Raw genomic sequence first — 19,969 nt, 5'->3', positions numbered from 1 at the left:
GTTAGGATCGCAGCGCGACGGAGGAGATGGCGATGACGATGAAGCAGGTGGACCCGGGCGTGGAGATGGCCCCAGCCCCGGTGCTGGATGTGGTGGGCCTCCCCAACGACCTGATGGCGGCGGTGAAGTTCACCCTGCCCACCGACGAGGACATGACGGCGGTGGCGGCCCTGCGCGCCAGCTCCGAACCCTGGAAGAGCCGGGGTGAGACGCAGGAGGACAGCCTCAAGGCCCTGACCCAGCTCAAGCCCTTCATCCACGTGGCCCGGCTGCAGAGCCAGATCGTCGGCTACGTCACGGTGGAGCGCGACGGCCCGGTGCCCGGCGCTGCCTACCTGCGCAACATCGTGGTGAAGCCGGAGCTGCGCAAGAAGGGTCTGGGGATGGTGGTGCTGGAGCAGGCGCTCCGGGCCGCGCGGGACATGTACCGCAAGACCATTGCCCTGCGCGTGGACCCGTCCAACGCGCCCGCAGTGGGCTTCTACCGCAAGGCGGGCTTCACCACCGTGGCCACGGTGGTGTCCAAGAAGTCCGGCAAGCTGCGGCTCCTGATGTCGCGCGAGCTGTAGTCCCGCGCCCATGGTGTACCTGGCGGGAGGCCGCTTGCCTCCCGCCCTCGCTCCGAGCGGGCCCTCAGGGGCCCCGGAGCCCCCTCCCCCACCCTGGCGAATCGACTCCGTCCACCGCTGACAGGTGGGTGTGGGGCCCACTGCGCGTGGCGACGGCAGGCGGGCGTGGCGCGGGGGAAGAAGCGCCAGGATGGACCGGGGGGTGGGCGCATTCGACGCGTTGTCGACTATCCTGCGGACCACCCCCGCGCTTCGCGCTTCGCCCCAGCCCGAGTCGACTTCCGCATGAGACCCCTTGCTGAGCTGTTGCGCCATCTGTCGCGGCCTGGAGTGACGGAGCTGACCCTGGCCACGGGCCGACCGCCGATGATTCGGGGGAGCAGTGGCTATGAGCCGGTGGACCCGGCGGCGGTGACGACGGAGGACGTCGTGCGCGCGCTGCAGGCCATGGTGGGCGTGGCCCGGGCCTCCACCGTGTCGGATTCACCGTCGCAGTGGTCCGTCAACGCCAACGGGTTGGGCGCGCTGTCCATCGCCGCCCAGCGCCGGGGCGACCTCATGCACCTGAGGCTGTCGCGCGCGGCGGAGGCGGGCGCCACGGCGGCGGCTCCGGCCGCATCGACCGCGGCGGCTTCTGCGACCGCGCGAGCTCCCGCCGCGGCCGTGCAGGGCGCGACAGGGTACGGCGGACAAGCCGCTGCTTCGGCGGGCGCCTCCGCGCAAGGCGCGGGACAGGGCGCGGCAGGGTACGGCGGACAAGCCGCTTCGGCGGGCTACGCCGCACAAGGTGCGGGACAGGCCACGAGCGCGGCAGCCGGGTACAGCGCACAGTCGGCTGTGAGGAACGTGGCCACCGGGGGCCACGGCGCGCAGGCCGCGTCACCGGGCGCGGCGGCCGGTTACGGTGCGCAGGGCACCACGGGACAGGCCACGTCGCCGGGCGCTTCAGCGGGTTACGGCGCGCAGCCCGCTTCGGCGGGCTACGGCGCACACGACGCGGGACAGGCCTCGTCACCGGGCGCATCGGCGGGCTACGGCGCACAGGGCGCGGCGGCGCAGAACACCGCGACCGGGTATGCCCCCTCGCAGGGCGGGTATTCGAGCGCGGGCACGCAGGAGGCCGCGCGGACCCTCGCGGCGTCGCGGCTGACGGGTGGGGCCCGGGACCTGGCGGTGGTGCTGGAGCAGGGCCGCAGCGTGCGCGCCAGCGACGTGCACGTGGTGGCCGAGCGCCCCGTGCTCTTCCGCCTCGCCGGGGACCTGGTCCCCCAGGGCGGCGTGCTCGACGCCGCGCGCGTGGAGGGCATGCTGCTGCCCGTGGTGCCGGAGCGGCTGCGCGCCGTGCTGGAGCGCGACGGCAGCTGCGACTTCTCGCTCGACTCGCCGGAGATGGGGCGCTTCCGCGTCAACGTCTCGCGGCACCGCACGGGCCTCAAGGGCACCTTCCGCGTCATCGCCCGCGACATCCCCACGCTCGAGTCGCTCGGCCTGCCCCAGGACATCGCGAAGGCCACGCACCACCACCAGGGCCTCATCGTCATCACCGGCCCGTCCGGCCATGGCAAGACGAGCACCCTGGCCGCGCTGGTGGACCTCATCAACAGCCACACGTCCCACCACATCCTCACCGTGGAGGACCCGGTCGAGTTCGTGCACCCGCGCAAGAAGGCGCTCATCAGCCAGCGCGAGGTGGGCGCGCACACGCGCACCTTCGCCAGCGCGCTCAAGGGCAGCCTCCGCGAGGACCCGGACGTCATCGTCGTGGGCGAGCTGCGCGACACGGAGACGGTGCGCATGGCGCTGGCGGCCGCGGAGACGGGCCACCTGCTCATCAGCACCATGAACACGCCGAGCGCGGCGAAGACCATCGACCGGCTCATCGACCTGTTCCCGCCCGCGGACCAGCAGCAGGTGCGCCTGTCGCTGTCGAGCGGCCTGCGCCTCATCGTCAGCCAGCGGCTGATGGCGAGCGCGGACGGCAAGAGCATGGTGGCCGCGGCGGAGGTGCTGCCGGGCTCCGTCGCGCTGGGCAACCTCATCCGCGACAACAAGACGTACCAGATTCCCTCGCTGCAGCAGCGCGGCAAGAGCCTGGGCATCGTCCGCTTCGAGGACTCGATGGCGGACCTGGTGCGCGCGGGCAAGGTGAAGCTGGAGGTGGCCAAGGGCTTCGTGGACAACCCGGACGAGCTGGAGGCGGTGGTGACGGGACGCAGGCCGGGCACGGCGGTGGCCGCGCCGGAGACGCCGCAGGACAGCGCGCGGCTGCTCAGCAAGATGGGCTCGCTGATGGGAAGGAAGGGGGGCTGAGATGAACACGCCACGCATCGCCCAGTTCTTCGACATCCTTCTGGAGCAGAAGGGCAGCGACCTGCACCTGAGCGTCGGCTATCCCCCCATGGGCCGCATCCGCGGGGAGCTCACGCCCCTGCGCGAGGCGGCGCTGACGACGCAGGAGCTGGAGGGGCTGCTCTTCGAAATCGTCAACCCGGCGCAGAAGCGACAGATTGTCGAGGAGCTGGACCTCGACTTCGCCTACGGCTACGGGACGAAGGCGCGCTTTCGCGCGAACTACTTCTACAAGCAGACGGGCCTGGGCGCGGTGTTCCGCACCATTCCGAGCAAGGTGCTCACGCTCGACGACCTGAAGACGCCCGACATCGTGCGCAAGCTGGCCGAGCGCCGCAGCGGCCTGGTGCTGGTGACGGGACCGACGGGCAGCGGCAAGTCCACCACGCTCGCGGGCATGGTGAACCACATCAACCAGACGCGCCCGGCGCACATCCTCACCATCGAGGACCCGGTGGAGTTCGTCCACGAGTCCGCGAAGGCGCAGGTGACGCACCGCGAGGTGGGCCCGCACGCGTCGAGCTTCGCCACGGCCATCCGCTCGGCGGGCCGCGAGGACCCCAACGTCATCCTCATCGGCGAGCTGCGCACCAACGAGACGATGAAGCTGGCGCTCCAGCTGGCGAGCTTCGGCGTGCTGGTGTTCGCCACGGTGCACACCAACAGCGCCCCGGCGACCATCGACCGCATCATCAACTCGTTCCCCGCGGACGAGCAGGCGCAGGTGCGCGGCATGCTCGCGGAGAGCCTTGCGGGCATCGTCGCCCAGCAGCTCATCAAGACGGCGGACGGCAAGGGCCGCGTGGCGGCGCTGGAAATCCTGGTGGGCGGCGCGGCCATCGCGGCGATGATTCGCGAGGGCAAGGTCTTCCAGATTGCGTCCAAGATGCAGGCGGGCCAGGGCCAGGGCATGCAGACCCTGGACATGCACCTGGAGCGCATGGTGCGCGACAACGTCATCACGCCCGACGCGGCGCTGGAGAAGGCCCAGGACAAGGAGAACCTGGCCAAGGTCATCCAGCGGCTCAAGCCGGACTGGGTGCTGCCGGAGTCGATGAAGGCGTAGCGCCCGTGTCAGGAATGCCGTGGCATTTCGTCCCTCGCGCCCGCGAGAGGGGCGACATGCTCTACGGCGACGAGAAGTCCTTGCAGATGGCGCGCAGCCTGTTGCCCTCGCAGTGGCGGGAGCAGGCCCGTTGGTATCGGGCCAGCCAGAGCCGGAGCACGCGGCGCGCCGTCCGGGTCCGCGTCTCCCGGCTGGCGCTGGAGCCGGACCTCTTCGAGGACTGCGCCGACCTCGACGAGGATGCCGCGTCGAAGATGGGCTGGGTGGTGCACCGTCGACGCCGGTCCGACAAGGTGAACCCGTTCATCCGCTGGGCGAAGCACCGCACCGCCGAGGAGCCGAGGGACTCCCGCCTGAGTCGCATCCGAGGCGTCGTGCCGGAGGGCCTCATCGGCGCCCACGCGCTCGACCATTTGCGTGGCGACGAGCATTTCATGAGCACCGCGGACCTGGCCTCCTGGGAAGCGCGGCGATGGGTCAGCAAGAACCGGTGGCGCTCCGAACGGGGGTTGATGGCGCAACTGCTGCGGCGACTGTTGCGCATCGCTGGAGGGCAGAAGACTTTCAACGGGTACCTCAAGCGAGCCTCCGCCAAGGGCTGGAGCAAACGACTCGGGCACGATGGTCAGCGCCACACGGTCTTTCACGGCGACGACTCACTCCGGCTGTTGATGGGGGTGCACGACGTGCTTCCTTTCCTGGACGCCATCGAGGTCCACGCGCGCACACCCCGAGACTGGAGCCGGCCTCAAAGACCCGCGTCGACCCGGGGGCCTGCGCTGGACTTCCTTCGCGCCTTCCACCGCCACACGTTCGACCTGGACGCCACGCTCAGGAGCCTCCCGGTCCCCAAGCTGACGAACCTGCCGCCCTGAGACTCCTGGTGCGCGTGCGAAGTCGGTGGTGGGCGACAGGTCCCTGAACCAGGATGGGCGCATGATTCACGGTCTGGAGCAGGTGGACACCGAGCGGCTGCGGCTGCGCGCCTTCCGCGAGAGCGACGTGGAGGCGATGTTCGAGCTGCACAGCGACCCGAGGACGAACCTGGTCGATGCCTCCGCCGCGATGAGTACGCGGGAAGAAGCGCGGGAGCTGCTGTCGCGGTGGCTGGGGGATTGGGCCGAGCGGGGCGTGGGGTACTGGGCGGTGGAGCGGCGCGAGGCGCCCGGCGTCGTCGTGGGAGTCGGGGGTGTGCGGCACAAGCCGCTCGAGGGGCGGACGGTGTTGAACCTGGCCTATCGGTTCTTCCCGTCCACGTGGGGCTCGGGGTTCGCGACCGAGGTGAGCCTGGTGGCGCTGGAGAAGGCGCGGCTGCACCTGCCGGAGGTTCCGCTGGTCGCCATTATCCATCCCGACAACGTGCCCTCCGTCCGCGTGGCGGAGCGACTGGGGCTGCGCTTCGAGCGCATCATCCCCTACGGGACGGGAGACGTTCCCCACCGGCTGTACGTGGTGGGGTGAAGTCCCATCGAAGCACCTTCTTCTACAGGCGCGCGCGCAGGCCCTCGCGGAACAGCGTGAACACGGCCTGGCCGCAGCGGTCGGAGGCATCCGCGCGGGCCCTGGCCACGCGGACCTCGTAGCGGAGGCCCTTCAACAGCAACTGCTTCGTCTCTCCCACGGAGACCGTGACAGGCGCCGAGTCGCGTCCCCGTGGTCCCTCGAAGCGCAGCCTCGCGCCACGGGTCCGCTCGCCCGGCTTCGCTTCACAGCCCGCCAGCTCCCAGTGCACCTTCAGCTCCGGCACGAGCCCCGGAGGCAACAGGACCTCTCCGTCCGGCGTCGTGGGCGCGCTCGGCACCGTGAGCAACAGCAAGCGCCCCTGTTCGTCTCGGAGCGTGTCACCCGCGAGGAGCGCGGGTTGGTCGCCATCACCGGACAGACAGCTCGCGGGCTCGCGATGACTGGCCCACGTCAAGATGCGCCCGGTCAGGTCCGCCAAAACCTCCGGCACCGTGAGCCCGTAGCTCACGCCTCCGTGCACTTCGCCTTTCGCGTACTGGAGGACCGAAGCCCACTGGTCCGCGTGGCGGTAGGCGCCTCGCAGCTGTCGGGCCACCTGGAACTGACGCTCCAAACGAGGCCCCTCGCGCTCGAGCGCCAGCGTCTCCGGCTCCTCCTTGAAGGCCACCTCCACCCTCCCCTCTCGCCACAGCTCGTCACAGGCCCGATGCGAGTCGGTCGTCGCGGAGGAGCCCCAGGCGGGCGACGCGGCCCTGGGCGTTCGGACCTCCGGCGACGCCATGACCATGGCGCCCGCTTCCCGAGAGACAGGCGCGCGACCGCCATCGTTCGAAGAAGGAGAGGACCCACCTGACGCTGTCGTGGACGACTCGCCAGCGTCCGACCGCGCGGGCTCTGTCCGGGACAGGCACGCTGTGTGGGCGAGCGCCAACACCAGTCCCCCACTCGCGACGAGCACGCGCGACGCCGCGCGCCACCTCGGCCGCCCCCAACCGTCACATGCGACCTCTCGCCTCATCATCGCGGATGCCCTTTCATCGCCCGGACGGTTCCACGCGCAACATGAGCGCGGGGCCACTTCGAGGGGCCTCGCGAGGCACGCGTCTCGTCGTCCCGCCTGGCCTCCGGTCCGGGCCCATCAGAGACACTCCGCGTACAGCAGCGTCCCGTCCGCGGACACGTGGAAGTCCCGCCCCTCCACCCGCCCCCGCGCCAGCAATCGCTCCCGCTTGCGGCGGACGTCCTCACGCCTGCGGCTCACCGAGCGCTCCTCGTGCGGAACCCGAGGCTGGAACCGCGCGGGCCCGCCCTTGTCATCCGGCGCGTACCGCGTGAGCAGCGAGCGCTTCACGCCGCGCTCCGCGCCGTCATCCGCGTCCCCGTCGTCGGTGAAGTCGACCTCCAGCGAGCCCCACTCGCCCACGTCACAGTCACACGAGCCACACCCCGGGAAGCTGCATCCGAGGAACCCGTCCCGACAGGAGACACACTCGTACTTCGGCGAGGAGCCACACGTCGCGCAGCCGTTGTCGCCGAACGAGTACGAATGCCAGCCGGAGTGACTCACGCCCGTGAACTGGTAGCGGTAGTTCATCACGCTGTCGTGCACCACGCTGTACTGTCCCCCCACGTCGTTGCCGTTGTGGTCCAGGTCCAGGTTGTGCCCCAGCTCGTGGATGAAGGTGCCTCGCTGCTCCTGGATGCTCGGGCTGCTGAAGCAGCCCATGCTGACGATGAGGTCATTGCCCAGCATCTCCGCCTTGCCCGAGGAGCACGTGCTGAGGCTCGTGTGCCGGTACGCCCACATCGCATAGTGGAAGTACGGCCGGCGCTCCGGGTTCGTCGACGAGAAGTGGCTGCCCTTCAGTGAATAGAAGTCCACGCCGCCCGTGCAGCTCCCGTAGCAGACCACCTCGCTCCACGGCAGCGGGTTGTCGATGAAGGCATGCAGCCGCACGCTCCCACCCGAGTCCTGCGCGAACACCGCCGCCGCGTCCGCCACCAGCCCCGCATAGGGCTGCCGGGTGAGGTACGGGTTCGTCGGGTGCTGCATCCAGTCCACCTCCACGAAGATGTCCCGCTTCGTGGGGCTCCCCCACTCGGAGAAGGAGAAGCCGTCGTTGCCGAACACCTCCAACGTGTCCGGGATGCCGTCCCCATCCGAGTCCTCCTCGTCGACCTGCAGCCCGAGGAGCGGCTCCAGCGCGTCCGACAGGCCGTCCTCGTCATCATCATTGTCGTCGAAGATGGTGGACCAGAGCTCCTCGTCGTGGATGAAGCTCGCCGTGCCCGTGCTCCCGGGGAAGCGGCCCACCACCACGCGCTGCGTGCCCACGTTCTGCGTGCTCGCCGCGGTGACGAGCGGGTAGTACTTGGGGCCGCTGTCGTCATCGTGCTGCAGGTACTCGGTGTTCGAGCGCAGCAGGAAGAGCAGGTGGTCTCCACCTCCCGGCGTGGCCGCCGAGGCCCGGAAGGTGTCCTTCGCATTCCACGCGAAGAGCACCGGCACGCCCCCGAAGGGCTGATTCGTCAGGATGCGCTCGTTGTTGCGGTACACGCTCGCCGTGCCGCCGCGCCCGTCCGCGTAGGCGCGAACCCAGACGCGGTAGTAGCCCGTGTCCGGCGCCACGAAGGTCACGCACGAGCGCGTCCCGCCCAGGCAGTCATCGCTCACCGCCACCTGGCTCCAGCCGTTCCTGTCCCGCAGCACGTGCAGCACCGTGTCCGGCGCCGAGCCCGAGAGCTCCCGCGTCTCGAACGTGTAGCTCTGTCCGGCCTCCAGCCAGGTGCTCAGCCAGATGAAGCTGCCCCAGTCCCTCGGGGCCACGTAGTGCGGCCCTGCCCACGCCAACATCGGTGCCAGCAGCACGACCGCGCGCAGCGCTCCCATGAAACCCTTCATCGCGTCTGCTCCCCCTGGAAGAACCATTCCTTGAACGTGTCCTGCGCCCGGGCTCGGTCCTCGGGCGAGAGCTCTCGCCACTTCTCCTGCTCCCGCGCGAGCGCCTGCCGGTAGCGGGCATCCACCTCGCGCGCCCGCGCATCCTCCGCGAGAGGGGCGGAGAGCTTCGCGACCAGGTCGAGCGCCGCGTGGTAGCGCCGCTCCAGCCGTGCGCGCGTCTCGGGGGTGGCGTCCATGAAGGCCCGCTCCGTGCGCGCCACGAGCGCGGACAGGTCATCCACCGACTCCTCGCGCAGCAGCGCCTGCTCCTCCGCCGTCAGCTGCACCAGCGCGTCTTTCGCGAAGCGCGCCAGCGCGGAGTCCGGGGGCACGAGGCCCGCGACCTGGACCGTCGCTCCACCCGCGCCCTTCACCTGCTCCACACGGAGCCCGGGCTCCGGCATCGCCTTCGGAGGGTCGTTCGTCGCGGGTGATGGGGACGTGGCCACCGCAAGAGGCTCTGCGGCTGGCGCCTCACGCCGCCCGGGTGGCACCGACACGCAGATGCCCAGGGTGACGAGCACCGCGCCCAATATCACTCCACTCAAGCGTGCTCGTGCGCGCATCCGCCCCCCTCGCGCCTGATGCTAGCACCCGTCCCAGGCCACGCGGCGGCAGGGCCACCTCCGCCCGGTCTCCAACACCTCGTGCTCATGCCAGGACATGCCCTCACGGGATGAATCCTCTCTCACCCGACACATGCCCTCCGGCCCCATGGCCGACGGGACCTCAACGCGCCTGGCGGAAAAGCTTCGGTCGCCCGTGACCAGGAGCGGCCCTCTCGCTCAACGGACACCCGCTACCGTGTGGAGCTTGTTGTCCGCGAGCTTGACGTCCCCCTTCCGGCACCTCCCCTCCCTGGAGCCGCAAGAGGCCGGCGCGAAGACATGCGACGAGGCCCTTCAGCTGGTGGGGCTCGACAGGCGTCCTGCTCAACGAAGACGCGTCGAAGCCCCGCTCACGGGTGCGCCCCGGCGGACGCCGGCATCGGACCCACTGAGAGCGGGAGGCCCGGATTGGGCGTGAGAATCTCGCAGCCCTCGCGCGTCACCAGCACGGTGTGCTCGAACTGCGCGGAGAGGCTGCCGTCCACCGTCACCACCGTCCACTCGTCCTCCAGGATGCGGATGTCGGGACGCCCCAGGTTCACCATCGGCTCGATGGTGATGACCATGCCCGAGCGCAGGGTGATGCCCGTGCCCTTCTTGCCGAAGTGCGCGACGTGAGGAGGCCCGTGCATCGAGCGGCCGATGCCGTGCCCGCCGAACTCGCGCACGATGCTGCACCCCTCCTTCTCCGCCAGCTCCTGGATGGCCGCGCCGATGTCGCCCAGCTTCGCGCCATGGCGCACCACGGAGATGCCGATGTCCCGACACCTGCGGGCCACGTCCACCACGTGCCTCGCGTCCGCGGACACCTCGCCGATGCAGAACGTGGCGGAGGTGTCCCCGTGATAGCCATTCAGGTTCGTGGTGACATCCACGTTGATGATGTCACCAGGCGCCAGCCGCTCGTTCGGGTCCGGCACGCCGTGACAGACGACGTGGTTGCGGCTGGTGCAGACCGTGGCCGGAAAGCCGTGGTAGCCCAGTTGGCTGGGGATGCCGCCCCGCCGCGCCGTGTCCTCGCGCACCCACTGGTTGATGTCCTCGGTGGAGATGCCCGGCGCCAGCCGCCGCGCGACCCAGGCGAGCGTGCCGGCCGCCGCCGCGCCCGCCAGCCGCAGACGCTCGACCTCCGCGTCCTTGAAGAGTGGAGTTCCCATGGCGGGACAAGGTGACCGTCCCGCCCGGGAGCGTCCAATGCTGTTTCAGCATCGTCCCCGGACGTCAGGGCGTGTAGCAGTTGAACTGCATGGTGTAGACCGCCCAGAACTCCCTGTCGTCGATCTCCCGGCAGTCACCCCGGGTCTCGACGACGTTGCAGAAACCCTGGGGACAGATGGCATTGGCCTTCACCCGGGCTTCGATACGCGCGGTGGTATAGGCCCCCGCACAGGAGAAGCCAGAGCCGTCCCCCATGGTGCCGTGCAGCGAGGTGCCGCAGGCGAGCGCCTGCGAAGCCCCCGCCGTCTCCGGGACGAAGTCCTCCTCACCCGGGTCTCCTCCGTTGCACGCGGCCACGAGAGGAAGCAACAGAGACATCCCCAGACGCCAGCTGTGTCGTGTCATCCGAGCGAGGCTAGCGAGCGGACCCTCCGGGCCTCCATCGTGGAAACCCACGCCAGGATGCCCAGTGACAGCGGCCTGGCGTGAGTCCTACTCGGCCTCGTCGGCGAGCGATTTCCAATCGAGTCGAGGCGTGAGCACCAGCGTGCCTTCCCTGGGCACGTCCACGTCGCTGACGTGGAAGCGTGGCAGCGCCTTGCTCGTGAGCAGGAGCGTGGCCCGGCCCGCGGGGACGTGTCGGAAATACAGCGCGTCCTCCCCCCACTGCGCGCTCAGGCCCGGGGCCATGCACGCCCCCAACTCCTCCTCCTTCGTCGGATGCGCGACGCCCCCCGGCACCAACGCGACGCTGAGGTCTTCGTGGTAGGGCACCACCAGCTTCACGGTGGCACCCGCCGTCAGGGCCTGGAAGGAGACGGAGGCCCGGCCGCGCTCGGGGACCACCACGCGCTGGGGAAGGAACGTGGGGGACTCCTGCTCCGTGTACCGCGCGGGAAGCACCGAGACGACCCAGGTGCCCGGGGCCAGCCCACCCCTCCAGGCCTGTCCCCGTTCGAGAGGACTCGTGGCCCAGTCTCCATCCGGGGCACTGAAGTACGCCACGTAGCCGTCCAGGGGGCGGCCGTGGGCATCCTTCGCCGTCACGCTCACGAGCGCCGTGGGCTCCAGTCTCGCCGTCACCTCCTCCTGCCCCTCGCCCACCGACAATCGCAGCACATGGTGGCCTGCCGGCTCACGGAGCGTCAGGGTGAGCGGCCCCGGCGCCAGCTCCTGTTCCTTGAAGAGGAACAGGCCTTGCGCATCCGAGAGCGTCTCCAGCTCCCTCGACTCCGCAGCCGCGGCCTGCGCGCGCGCGGAGACGGTGACTCCCGCCAATGGCTGGTCCGTCAGGGCATCCACGACGCGGCCTCGGAGACGACGGCCTCGCTCCAGCCTGATGTCTCCCAGGTCGAGGTCCGGCGCCTGCGGGCCCCCGTCGATGAGGCGCTCCGCGGAGCGCAGTCCCTCGGCCGCGAAGAAGTACCGCCTGGAGGAGACGTGAGGATTCCGGGGGAACGAGAACGTCCCATCCTCGGACTCCACCAGCTCGCCTCCCGCCATGAAGCGACGAAGGGGACTTCCGTCGGGGCCGACGACGCGTCCCCGGACCCGGGCCTGGCGGTCCATCACCAGCCGCAGCGGCGTCGTGCCGGAGGGCACACGGAGCGCGGGCTCGTAGAGCTTGTCCTGGATGATGAGGCTGCGGTGGACACCGCCGTGGGTCTGGAGCACCGCCTGCGTGGCGGCATCCAGGCGCAGCGCGTAGCCGGGCTTGAAGGCCGTGATGGCGTGCGCGCTGGGGCCAAGCCCTCGCAGCACGAAGCGGCCGCTCGCGTCGGTGGGAACGCCCCGGTCGAAGCGCTCCACCATCTTGAGGATGGCGGGCCCCCCCGGGGGCAGCGCATCGCGCGGTTCGGCGCGGACGAGGACCCCTTCGAGGGGGGCTCCCTCGGCGTCGACGACAAGGCCCTCTCGCGTCTGCCCCTCGTCGAGGCGCAGCTCCACGCGCGTCACCGCATCGGCCGCGACCTCCACGTCGCTCCAGGCCCGCTGGTCCACGCTGTCCGTCGTCCGCTCCACGACCACCCGGTAGCGTCCCGGAGCGAGTCCCCGGCGCGTGAACCGCCCCTGGGTATCCGTCCTCGTCGCGTTCAGCCTGAGCTCATCCGTGAAGAGCTTCAACACCACGGCGCCCCCGACGAGCGGGTGTCCACGCCCATCCACCACGTGTCCCTCCACCGTCGCACCGACGCGCACGATGATGTGCACGTCGCGCGCTGGCACCTTGACGAGGACGGGCGCGTCGAGGAAGTCCGGTGTGTCGACGACGACCTCGTAGTCACCAGGCTCGGAGGCATCCAGCGTGAAGCGGCCCTCGGCGTCCGTGGTGTCGTCCTCGGTCTGCTCCGGACGACTCCCCTCCCCGACCCAGCGGAGCCCGACGGGGACGTGGGTGACGGGATGTCCCGCCCCATCCGTGACCCGTCCGGTGAGGGAGTACGCGCGCGCCAGCGTGAAGTCCTGCGTGCCCGTGTCCGCGGACACGAGGCGCTGCTCGGCCTTTGACGGCTCGAGCCAGCCCTTCGCCCGGAGGGTGAAGTCCCAGGCTCCGGGTTCCACGGGGCCCAGGCGATAGCGCCCCTGCGCGTCGGTGACGGCCGTCAGCGGCTCGCCCTGCTGCGCCGAGGAGGCCAGCTTCACGCTCACGCCCTCCAGCGGCTGGGAGGCGTCGTCGAACACCGTGCCCTCGACGTGGAGCGCGCTGCCCAGCTCCAGCGTCACGTCGCGAAGGGAGGACGCACCGAGGTCCAGTCGGGTGAGGGCGTAGAGACCTTCGTGCTCCGCGGTGAGGGTGTGGTGCCCCGTCGAGAGCTCGAAGGTGAAGGCGCCTCGGGCGTCCGTCCTTGTCTTCGTGGCCTTCGGATTCTCGGGGGCGCTGGTCCGGAGGGCGCGGACCTCCACGTCCTTCACGGGCACACCGCGGGACATCACGCGTCCGGAGACAGCGCGCACCGGACGCAGCTCCAGGTCCCATCCCGAGGTCCCCGTCGTCACCGCCGGGGACCAACCCTCTTTCGACGCGAACACGAGATAGTCTTCGCGTGGCAGGGGACCGAGCTGGAAGCGCCCCGCGTTGTCGGTGCGCGTGTCGAAGAAGCGCGTGTGCCCGCGGCTCACCACGGTGATGGAGACGTCGGGCAGCGGTGCGCCTTCGCTCGTGACCTTTCCTTGTCGCTGCGTGCTCGCCTCGAGCACCAGTTGCACACCCCGGCTCCCTGCTGGAATGCCCGGGTGCACGGTCGCGCCGCTCCCGGAGAGGACCCAGAGCGACTGAGGGCCCTCGGGAAGCCCCTCCAGGACGAAGGTGCCGTCCCGCGTCGACACCGCCTGCGCGAAGACGGGCGCCTCGCCTTCGCGCGCGAGGAGCCGCTGCACGATGAGGTCCTCCGTCCACGGCAGACACCACGGCAGGCTCCGCGTGCGCGGGAAGACGGACACCACCTCTTCAGCCGGGTCCCCCGGCCCGGGAGGCGGCGTGTCCTCGGGGCACGGCAGCGCTGAAATCGTCTCGCCCTCGATGGGCCAGGAGGCGGAGACCCGGGCGCCGGTGACGGGCTGTCCCCACGCGTCCACGACGGTGCCCTGGATGCGCAGCCCCGCGGCGGCGGGGGGCCTGGGGGGCGCGGTGCGAGGGAGCGTGCCGCCCGAGCGGGTTCGGGTGTTGCCCTCGGGCTGGGACTGCTCGGGGCCCAGCAGCTTCCATGAGAGGAGCGCCATCGCTCCCAGAATCAGGAGCGTTCCCCCTATCCACCCGCGCATGCTCCAGTTCCTGCCGTCCGACATGAGGGATTCGAGGATATCAGCGGGCGGCCGGTCGCCCTCCTGCTGGATTCGGAACAGGGGCGGGGGATGGGGGGTGCACGTCGGGGGGAGGTCTCGATAACGTGGGGGTCGTGAGCATCACGCACCTCCAGTCCTTCGTCGCCGTGGCCGAGGAGAAGCACGTGGGCCGTGCCGCGCGTCGGCTCCACCTGACGCAGCCGCCGCTCAGCCGGCACATCCTCGCGCTGGAGGATGAGCTGGGCACCCGGCTGTTCGAGCGCACGCGCCAGGGCATGCGCCTGCTGCCGGCTGGCGAGGTCTTCCTGCACCACGCGCGCCGCATCCTCGCGGAGGTGGACACGGCGGTGCTCACGGTGCGCGGGCTCGCGCCGCGTGAATCAGACGGGTGACGGCTCCCCCGCGACTTCCAAGGGCAGCGACAGGGTCTCTCCTCGGTGAACGAGGGCCGCGGCTCGAACCCATTGCCGCACCTGGTGGGCGCTGAGCGGCAGCTCGCGGAAGAGCCGGTACGGAGAGAAGTCACCCACCGACATGTCGAGCAAGGGGCTCTGCCCCACGCGCTCGGCGCGCAGCTCATGGCGGAGCCCCGCCACTTCGATGACGAGCGCACAGTCCAGCGCGTCGAGTCTCCGGACCTCGAGGATCCGCAGGACGCCCCCCGTGCCGTGCCCTCCCCGCTGCGTCTCTTCTGACGTGGACATCGGGTGCTTCTCTCCGCCTCGCGTCGCCCATCGGACGAAGTCACACGGGACCAGGACCGCTCGCCATGGTCAAGCCATGACTCGGTGCGCGCCCCGCGCATACTGAGGCACCTCGCCTCCCACCGGAAGGGACCACCCGAACATGCCTCGCAGGTCGTCTCGCCTCACCTCGTCGAAGCTCCGTGGGTGCCTCCTGCTTCCAGGTGCGCTGCTCGCGTCCGCGACCTGGGCCCAGTCCGCCGACCCCGAGACGAATCCCCCGCCGCTTGACGTTGTCACCGCCGCGTCGACTCGCACGACCCCGACGGCGCACGAGGGTCCTCACCTCCCTGGCCATGTCGTCGCGCAACCCGCGTCCACGAGCAAGACACCCGTCGACGACACACCTGAGCCCGCGGAACCCGACTCGACCTCGCGCACCGTCGTCACGGGCACGCGGCTGCCGCGTCCCATCCGCGACGTGCCCGCCACCACCGTGGTGCTGCCTCGCGAGGAGATCGACCGCAGCCCCACGCTGACCCAGGACACCCTGGTCCGCTCGCTGCCGTCCGTCGCCACCTTCCGTCGGACCCCGAGCCTCGTCTCCGACCCCACCGCGCAGGGACTCAACCTGCGCGGCCTCGCGCCCTCCGGCGTCGCGCGCACGCTCGTCCTCCTCGACGGTGTCCCCGTCAACGACCCGCTCGGAGGCTGGGTCTTCTGGCGCTCGCTTCCACGACTGGGCCTGGAGCGCATCGAGGTCGTCCCCGGCGGCGGCTCCGCCCTCTACGGCAGCTCCGCGCTCGGCGGCGTCGTGCAGCTCATCTCCCGTCCCATCACCGGCCCCGCCCTCGACGCCGACGTCTCCTATGGCAACCGCGGCACCGGCCTCGTCTCCGCGCGCGGCGCCCAGCGCTGGGGCCCCGTCGCCGCCGCCCTGGAGACCGAGCTGCTCACCAGCGACGGCTACCGCATCGTCAGCCCCGGCCAGCGCGGCGCCATCGACGGCGACACGCCCAGCAACCACGTCGTGCTCAACGGCCGCGTCGAGGCCCAGCCCACCGACACGCTCACCCTCTCCGCCCGCGCCAACCTCTTCCGCGAGAACCAGAACGGAGGCACCCGCTTCACCACCGCCCGCGTGGAGCTCGCGCAGTTCGGCGCGAGCGCGCGCCTCCAGACCGAGGCCCGCGGCACCTTCACCCTCGACCTCTTCGGCCGCGCGCTCCGCTTCGAACAGGACCGCGCCCGCGTGGCGCAGGACCGTGCCACCGAGGTCCGCGCCGCCTCCCAGGACGTCCCCGCCAACGACCAGGGCGCCTCCCTCGTGTGGACCGCGCCCGCCTGGAGCGCGGGCGGTACCCATCAACTCTCCACGGGGCTCGACGCCCGCCGCATGGCCGGCACCTCGCAGGAGCAGCTCTTCCCCGCCACCCAGGCCCCCGAGGCGCTCGTCGCCCGCGAGGCCGGCGGCACCCAGTGGAGCGGCGGCCTCTTCCTGCAGGACCTCTACGCTCCCATCCCCGCCGTGGAGCTGTCCGCCGCGCTCCGCCTGGATGCGTGGCGCAACACCCGCGGCCAGCAGCGCGTGGAGCGCGTCAACGGCGCCACGGACACCACCCGGTACGACGACCGCACCGAGCACCAGCTCAGCCCACGGCTGGGCCTGCGCGTGCGCCCGTGGGACCCCGTCACCTTCCGCGCCTCCGGCTATCGCGCGTTCCGGGCCCCCACCCTCAACGAGCTCTATCGCCCCTTCCAGGTCGGCACCGTCCTCACCGCCGCCAACGCGGACCTCTCCGCCGAGCGCCTGTGGGGCGCCGAGGCCGGCGTCGAGGTCGAACCCCTGCGCGCCCTCACCGCGCGCGTCACCGGCTTCTGGAACGTGCTCGAGGACCCCATCACCAACGTCACCCTGCCGGGCAACGCGGGCCGACAGCGCCAGAACCTGGGGCGCGCCCGCGTGCGCGGCGTGGAGGCCAGCGTCGACTGGCGACTGTCACGCCGCTGGACCGCGCTGCTCGCGTACACCTTCGTGGACCCCACTGTCACCGAGGCCCCCGGTCAACCCGAGCTGGTGGGCCGCCAGCTCGCGCAGGACCCCAGGCACCGCGGCGCCGCCAGCCTCACCTTCGAGGACCCGCGCCTGTTCACCACCACCGTGCAGCTCCGCGTCATCGGCCCCCAGTTCGAGGACGACCTGAACGAGCGCGGCATGGGCGGCGCGCTCGTGGTGGACGCCGCCGTCAGTCGACGGCTCTTCTGGAAGGTGGACCTGTTCGCCGCCGTGGAGAACCTCTTCGACCGCGAGTACCTGGCCGGCCGCGCCGGCGTGGACACCCTGGGCCCGCCCGTGCTCGCGCGCGTGGGCCTGCGCCTCAGGGATGCGCCGTGAGCCTCACGGACACTGGCGGAAATAGTCCACGCGCCGCAGCGGCCTGGCCCCGACCTCCGGCACGAACACCGAGGTGAGCATCACGTGCACGCGCTGCCACGCGTCCAGCTCCATGAAGGCCCCTCCGTAGTCGCGTCGGTCCGGCCCCACATTGGCGTCCAGCGTGGCCTTCACCCAGCCCTGCTGCGTCTGGACCCAATGGGCCAACGGCCCCGAGAGCCCCGACATCAGCAGGTGCACGGCGCCCGAGCTGTCCACCGCCATGCTCTCGAGCGGATGGACCCCCGGCTCGATGAGGCTCGTGTTCCAGTTCCCCTGCTCATCCCGAACGGCCAGCCAGGTCCCACCGGAGGAGCTCCACGCGACGTGCGGGACACCGGAGGAGGACAGCGCGAGGAGCGGGTCTCCCCACACCTCGGCGACGACCTCCGACACCCAGGTGCCCGAGGCGTTCGTGGCGTAGTGGAGGCGCTTCTGCGGATACCCCTCGTAGACCAGGTGGGCCTTGCCTTGCCCGTCCACCTTCAGCGAGGTGAAAGCAGACCGGTCCAGGGCCCGCAGGCCCGTGTCCTCCACCACGAGCGCCCCCGGAGGCCCATGCGTGTACATGAGGCGGTGCTCCGCGCCGATCCACGTGGACAGCGCATGGAGTTGGCCTTGCGCGTCCAATTCGAGGCTCTTCACCAGACCGCTCGCCATCCGCGTCTCGACCCAGCGGCCCGACGTGTAGCGGAAGAAGTGCGTGGGGACATCCGTGGCGCCCTGCGCGAACTGCGGACTCAGGGCCACGTGGACCTCGCCCGAGGCGTCCACTCGGATGCCACCCGGCCAGGGCGGCGGCCCCATGAAGCCCGTCCTCGGAAACGTACGCCAGGGCTTCGTCGTCGGCACCCGCACGATGTCGTCGGTGAACTCGATGAGGTACGCGTCACCGTCCGCGTCGAGCGCGAAGTGCGCGTAGCCCTTGGTGCCCTCGGGCAACAGGTTGCGCTTCTGCCAGCCCTGCTCGCACGCGCTCCAGGCCGACATGCGCGCGTCGACGCCCGCATCACTCAGCACGGGGCCATCCGGGTTGTGCGGCCACCCTCCCGCGTCCGGCGTCCCGCCATCCTCATCCACCCCGCCGTCCGCTGGAGGGAGCAGCTCACCGCCATCCCCCTGCCCGCCATCCTCCCCTGCATCCGGTCCGGCGTCCCGCATCATGGGCGGAGGTCCCGCGTCGTCTCCGGCGTCGAGGCCCGTCTCCGGCTCGCCGCCATCATCCCTCCCCGCGTCCCGGCTCTTGCCGCCAGCGTCCTCCTGGAGCCCGATCCACTTCTTGGGGTCGATGATGGGCTCACACGCGCACAGCCCCACCGAGACACACAGCAGGACGAGACGCAGTCGGAGAGAGGGCGAGCGGTCCACGAGCAACCTGGGGAGCGGAGACGGACCCGAGGGCCACGTCGGTGATGAAGGAAGCGAGAGGGAACTGTATCCGAAATCACGCGGGGGCCCAGGCGGGCCCATTCACTGACATTGCCGATAGGAGTCCATGGTTCGCAGCGGCCTGCCGCTCACCTCGTCGGGCTTCAGCCACGTGTGCATCACGTGCGCGCGGCCCTGTGAATCCAGCTCCATCGACGACCCCGTCGCGGAAGGAGGAAAGCCGAGGGGCTCGGGGCCGAGCCTCGTCCGCACCCAGCCACCACTCGCGTTGCTCAGGTGCAGCGGCGAGCCGTCCCACACCGTCAACAACAGGTGCACAACACCCGTCGGGCTCACGGCCAGCGCCTCCATCGAGGCCCTTTCGTCGCCGACGGACACCGCGGTCCATCCCGTCTGCGCGTCCCGCGAGGCCAGCATGATGTGGGTGCTGTCCATCCAGGCGATGTACGGCGTCCCCGAGGGCGACAGCGCGAGGTAGCCATCGTCCCCCTGCGAGGAGACGGGCTCCTCCACCCAGGCGCCGGACGCGTTCGTGGCGTAGTGGATGCCCCGGGGCTTCCTCGGGATGAAGGCCACATGCGCGTGTCCCCGGGCATCCAGCTGGAGGCTCGCCCGGTAGATGTCGTCATCGAGCACGAGCCCCGTCTCCTCGACCACCAGCGCGTCCGGCGGTCCATGTGTGTACAGGAGGCGGTTCTCCGGGCCGATCCACGTGGACATCGCGTGCAGGTGTCCGCGCGAGTCCACCTCCAGGTCCCACAGCAACCCGCCAGGCTTCACGGTGTGGACCCACCGGCCCGCAGTGTAGCGCAGGAAGTGGACGGGGACGTCCGTGTCGCCCTCGAGGTAGCGCGGGCTCAACGCCACGTGGACCTCTCCCGTCGGACCCACGCGCACGCCGACCACGTAGGGCTGCGGCCCCAACCACCCCGTCCTCGGGAACGTGCGCCAGGGCTTCGTCGTCCCCACGCGCAGGATGTCGTCGGTGTGCTCGATGAAGTACGCGTCACCGTCCGCGTCGAGCGCGAAGCTGCCGTACCCCTTGGTGCCCGCGGGCAGCACGGTGCGCTGCTGCCAGCCCGCGTCGCACCCGCTCCACTCGCTCATCCGCACGTCGACGCCGCCGTCTCCCAGCACCGGGCCGTCGTTCCCGACGCCACCTCCCGCGTCCCCCGCGTCACCGGGGCCGCCATCGGCGCCGCCGTCCTCGCCCGGCGTGGGCTCGCCGCCGTCCTCCCCCGCGTCCTCACCCGGCGTGGGCTCGCCGCCGTCCGCTCCGGCGTCATCGACATCCGGGTCGTCATCCACGGCGCCCGCGTCGGGCGGCTTCGCGATGGCCCAGGGCGACAGGACGATGGGCTCACACGCCACCACCCCCGCCACGGCGGCGAGCAGGAGCACTCTCGAGCAGAGCAGGACAGCCCAATCCACGAAACACCCTGGGAGCGGGGACGACAGGAGGGGACACACCCCGCCAGGGGCATACGCAGCGGGCGATTTATCCGGGCCATTTCCGCCCGGAAAA

16 protein-coding genes are annotated in these 19,969 nt (G+C 70.9%); 7 read left to right on the top strand and 9 right to left on the bottom strand.

All coding sequences use genetic code 11. The features are described from left to right. The first annotated feature begins 32 nt into the window (after window positions 1-32). From K8640_RS32880 to K8640_RS32860, 5 genes are all read left to right on the top strand, one after another. Window positions 33-569 (top strand): N-acetyltransferase, encoded by a 537-nt coding sequence (locus K8640_RS32880; protein ID WP_141331932.1) that lies wholly within the window; start codon window positions 33-35, stop codon window positions 567-569. Window positions 570-854: 285 nt separating this feature from the next. Beyond that, window positions 855-2,879, top strand: a complete 2,025-nt coding sequence (locus K8640_RS32875; protein WP_223750682.1) for a type IV pilus twitching motility protein PilT — start codon at window positions 855-857, stop codon at window positions 2,877-2,879. 1 nt (window position 2,880) lies between these two features. Next, on the top strand, window positions 2,881-3,984 hold the full coding sequence (locus tag K8640_RS32870) for a type IV pilus twitching motility protein PilT (protein ID WP_223750681.1): 1,104 nt from the start codon (window positions 2,881-2,883) through the stop codon (window positions 3,982-3,984). 56 nt (window positions 3,985-4,040) lie between these two features. Continuing rightward, window positions 4,041-4,859: a hypothetical protein gene (locus tag K8640_RS32865; RefSeq protein ID WP_223750680.1), complete on the top strand. Its 819-nt coding sequence runs from the start codon at window positions 4,041-4,043 to the stop codon at window positions 4,857-4,859. Between the two features lie 61 nt (window positions 4,860-4,920). Then, window positions 4,921-5,445 (top strand): GNAT family N-acetyltransferase, encoded by a 525-nt coding sequence (locus K8640_RS32860; RefSeq protein ID WP_223750679.1) that lies wholly within the window; start codon window positions 4,921-4,923, stop codon window positions 5,443-5,445. 22 nt (window positions 5,446-5,467) lie between these two features. On the opposite strand, the gene K8640_RS32855 is transcribed toward K8640_RS32860, so the two are convergent. From K8640_RS32855 to K8640_RS32830, 6 genes are all read right to left on the bottom strand, one after another. Next, a complete protein-coding gene (locus K8640_RS32855; protein ID WP_223750678.1) occupies window positions 5,468-6,235 on the bottom strand; it encodes a hypothetical protein in 768 nt (255 codons plus the stop codon). 351 nt (window positions 6,236-6,586) lie between these two features. Next, the gene (locus K8640_RS32850; protein ID WP_223750677.1) at window positions 6,587-8,350 is read right to left on the bottom strand and encodes a hypothetical protein; all 1,764 of its coding nucleotides are present in this window, start codon (window positions 8,348-8,350) and stop codon (window positions 6,587-6,589) included. Then, window positions 8,347-8,928, bottom strand: coding sequence for a hypothetical protein (locus tag K8640_RS32845; protein WP_223750785.1), 582 nt, complete (start codon window positions 8,926-8,928; stop codon window positions 8,347-8,349). Before K8640_RS32845 ends, K8640_RS32850 begins: the two co-directional genes overlap by 4 nt. 419 nt (window positions 8,929-9,347) lie before the next feature. Further along, complete coding sequence (gene map, locus K8640_RS32840) at window positions 9,348-10,154, bottom strand: type I methionyl aminopeptidase (protein ID WP_223750676.1); 807 nt, start codon at window positions 10,152-10,154, stop codon at window positions 9,348-9,350. Window positions 10,155-10,218: 64 nt separating this feature from the next. Then, window positions 10,219-10,533 (bottom strand): hypothetical protein, encoded by a 315-nt coding sequence (locus K8640_RS32835; protein WP_223750675.1) that lies wholly within the window; start codon window positions 10,531-10,533, stop codon window positions 10,219-10,221. 114 nt (window positions 10,534-10,647) lie between these two features. Then, window positions 10,648-13,875, bottom strand: a complete 3,228-nt coding sequence (locus tag K8640_RS32830) for a carboxypeptidase-like regulatory domain-containing protein (protein WP_223750674.1) — start codon at window positions 13,873-13,875, stop codon at window positions 10,648-10,650. A 176-nt stretch (window positions 13,876-14,051) separates the two neighbouring features. Between K8640_RS32830 and K8640_RS32825 the strand changes: the two genes are divergently transcribed. Further along, the gene (locus K8640_RS32825) at window positions 14,052-14,330 is read left to right on the top strand and encodes a LysR family transcriptional regulator (RefSeq protein WP_046718573.1); all 279 of its coding nucleotides are present in this window, start codon (window positions 14,052-14,054) and stop codon (window positions 14,328-14,330) included. On the opposite strand, the gene K8640_RS32820 is transcribed toward K8640_RS32825, so the two are convergent. Next, window positions 14,319-14,642: a hypothetical protein gene (locus K8640_RS32820; RefSeq protein ID WP_223750673.1), complete on the bottom strand. Its 324-nt coding sequence runs from the start codon at window positions 14,640-14,642 to the stop codon at window positions 14,319-14,321. The two genes, K8640_RS32825 and K8640_RS32820, sit on opposite strands and share 12 nt — an antisense overlap. Before the next feature lie 460 nt (window positions 14,643-15,102). Here K8640_RS32820 and K8640_RS32815 point away from each other — a divergent pair, with 460 nt between their 5' ends. Next, entirely contained in the window at window positions 15,103-17,016 is a 1,914-nt protein-coding gene (locus K8640_RS32815; protein ID WP_370640425.1) for a TonB-dependent receptor, read from the top strand. A gap of 3 nt (window positions 17,017-17,019) precedes the next feature. Here K8640_RS32815 and K8640_RS32810 read toward each other — a convergent pair whose 3' ends face one another. Both K8640_RS32810 and K8640_RS32805 read right to left on the bottom strand, forming a co-directional pair. Then, window positions 17,020-18,423, bottom strand: a complete 1,404-nt coding sequence (locus K8640_RS32810) for a hypothetical protein (protein ID WP_223750671.1) — start codon at window positions 18,421-18,423, stop codon at window positions 17,020-17,022. A 102-nt stretch (window positions 18,424-18,525) separates the two neighbouring features. Then, window positions 18,526-19,875, bottom strand: coding sequence for a hypothetical protein (locus tag K8640_RS32805; RefSeq protein WP_223750670.1), 1,350 nt, complete (start codon window positions 19,873-19,875; stop codon window positions 18,526-18,528). Between the last annotated feature and the right edge of the window lie 94 nt (window positions 19,876-19,969).

Source organism: Myxococcus sp. XM-1-1-1, from assembly GCF_020037095.1.
Taxonomy (GTDB): Bacteria; Myxococcota; Myxococcia; order Myxococcales; family Myxococcaceae; genus Myxococcus; species Myxococcus fulvus.
Note: the sequence above shows the minus strand (reverse complement) of the source record. Positions and strands in the feature narration are given on the sequence as shown.

Bases quoted from the DNA above. Each gene is read 5' to 3' on its own strand.
- K8640_RS32870 (WP_223750681.1), top strand. From the start codon at position 2,881: ATGAACACGCCACGCATCGCCCAGTTCTTCGACATCCTTCTGGAGCAG.
- K8640_RS32835 (WP_223750675.1), bottom strand. From the start codon at position 10,533: ATGTCTCTGTTGCTTCCTCTCGTGGCCGCGTGCAACGGAGGAGACCCG.
- map (WP_223750676.1), bottom strand. From the start codon at position 10,154: ATGGGAACTCCACTCTTCAAGGACGCGGAGGTCGAGCGTCTGCGGCTG.
- K8640_RS32830 (WP_223750674.1), bottom strand. From the start codon at position 13,875: ATGGCGCTCCTCTCATGGAAGCTGCTGGGCCCCGAGCAGTCCCAGCCC.
- K8640_RS32865 (WP_223750680.1), top strand. From the start codon at position 4,041: ATGCTCTACGGCGACGAGAAGTCCTTGCAGATGGCGCGCAGCCTGTTG.
- K8640_RS32850 (WP_223750677.1), bottom strand. From the start codon at position 8,350: ATGAAGGGTTTCATGGGAGCGCTGCGCGCGGTCGTGCTGCTGGCACCG.
- K8640_RS32855 (WP_223750678.1), bottom strand. From the start codon at position 6,235: ATGGTCATGGCGTCGCCGGAGGTCCGAACGCCCAGGGCCGCGTCGCCC.
- K8640_RS32875 (WP_223750682.1), top strand. From the start codon at position 855: ATGAGACCCCTTGCTGAGCTGTTGCGCCATCTGTCGCGGCCTGGAGTG.
- K8640_RS32880 (WP_141331932.1), top strand. From the start codon at position 33: ATGACGATGAAGCAGGTGGACCCGGGCGTGGAGATGGCCCCAGCCCCG.
- K8640_RS32820 (WP_223750673.1), bottom strand. From the start codon at position 14,642: ATGTCCACGTCAGAAGAGACGCAGCGGGGAGGGCACGGCACGGGGGGC.
- K8640_RS32860 (WP_223750679.1), top strand. From the start codon at position 4,921: ATGATTCACGGTCTGGAGCAGGTGGACACCGAGCGGCTGCGGCTGCGC.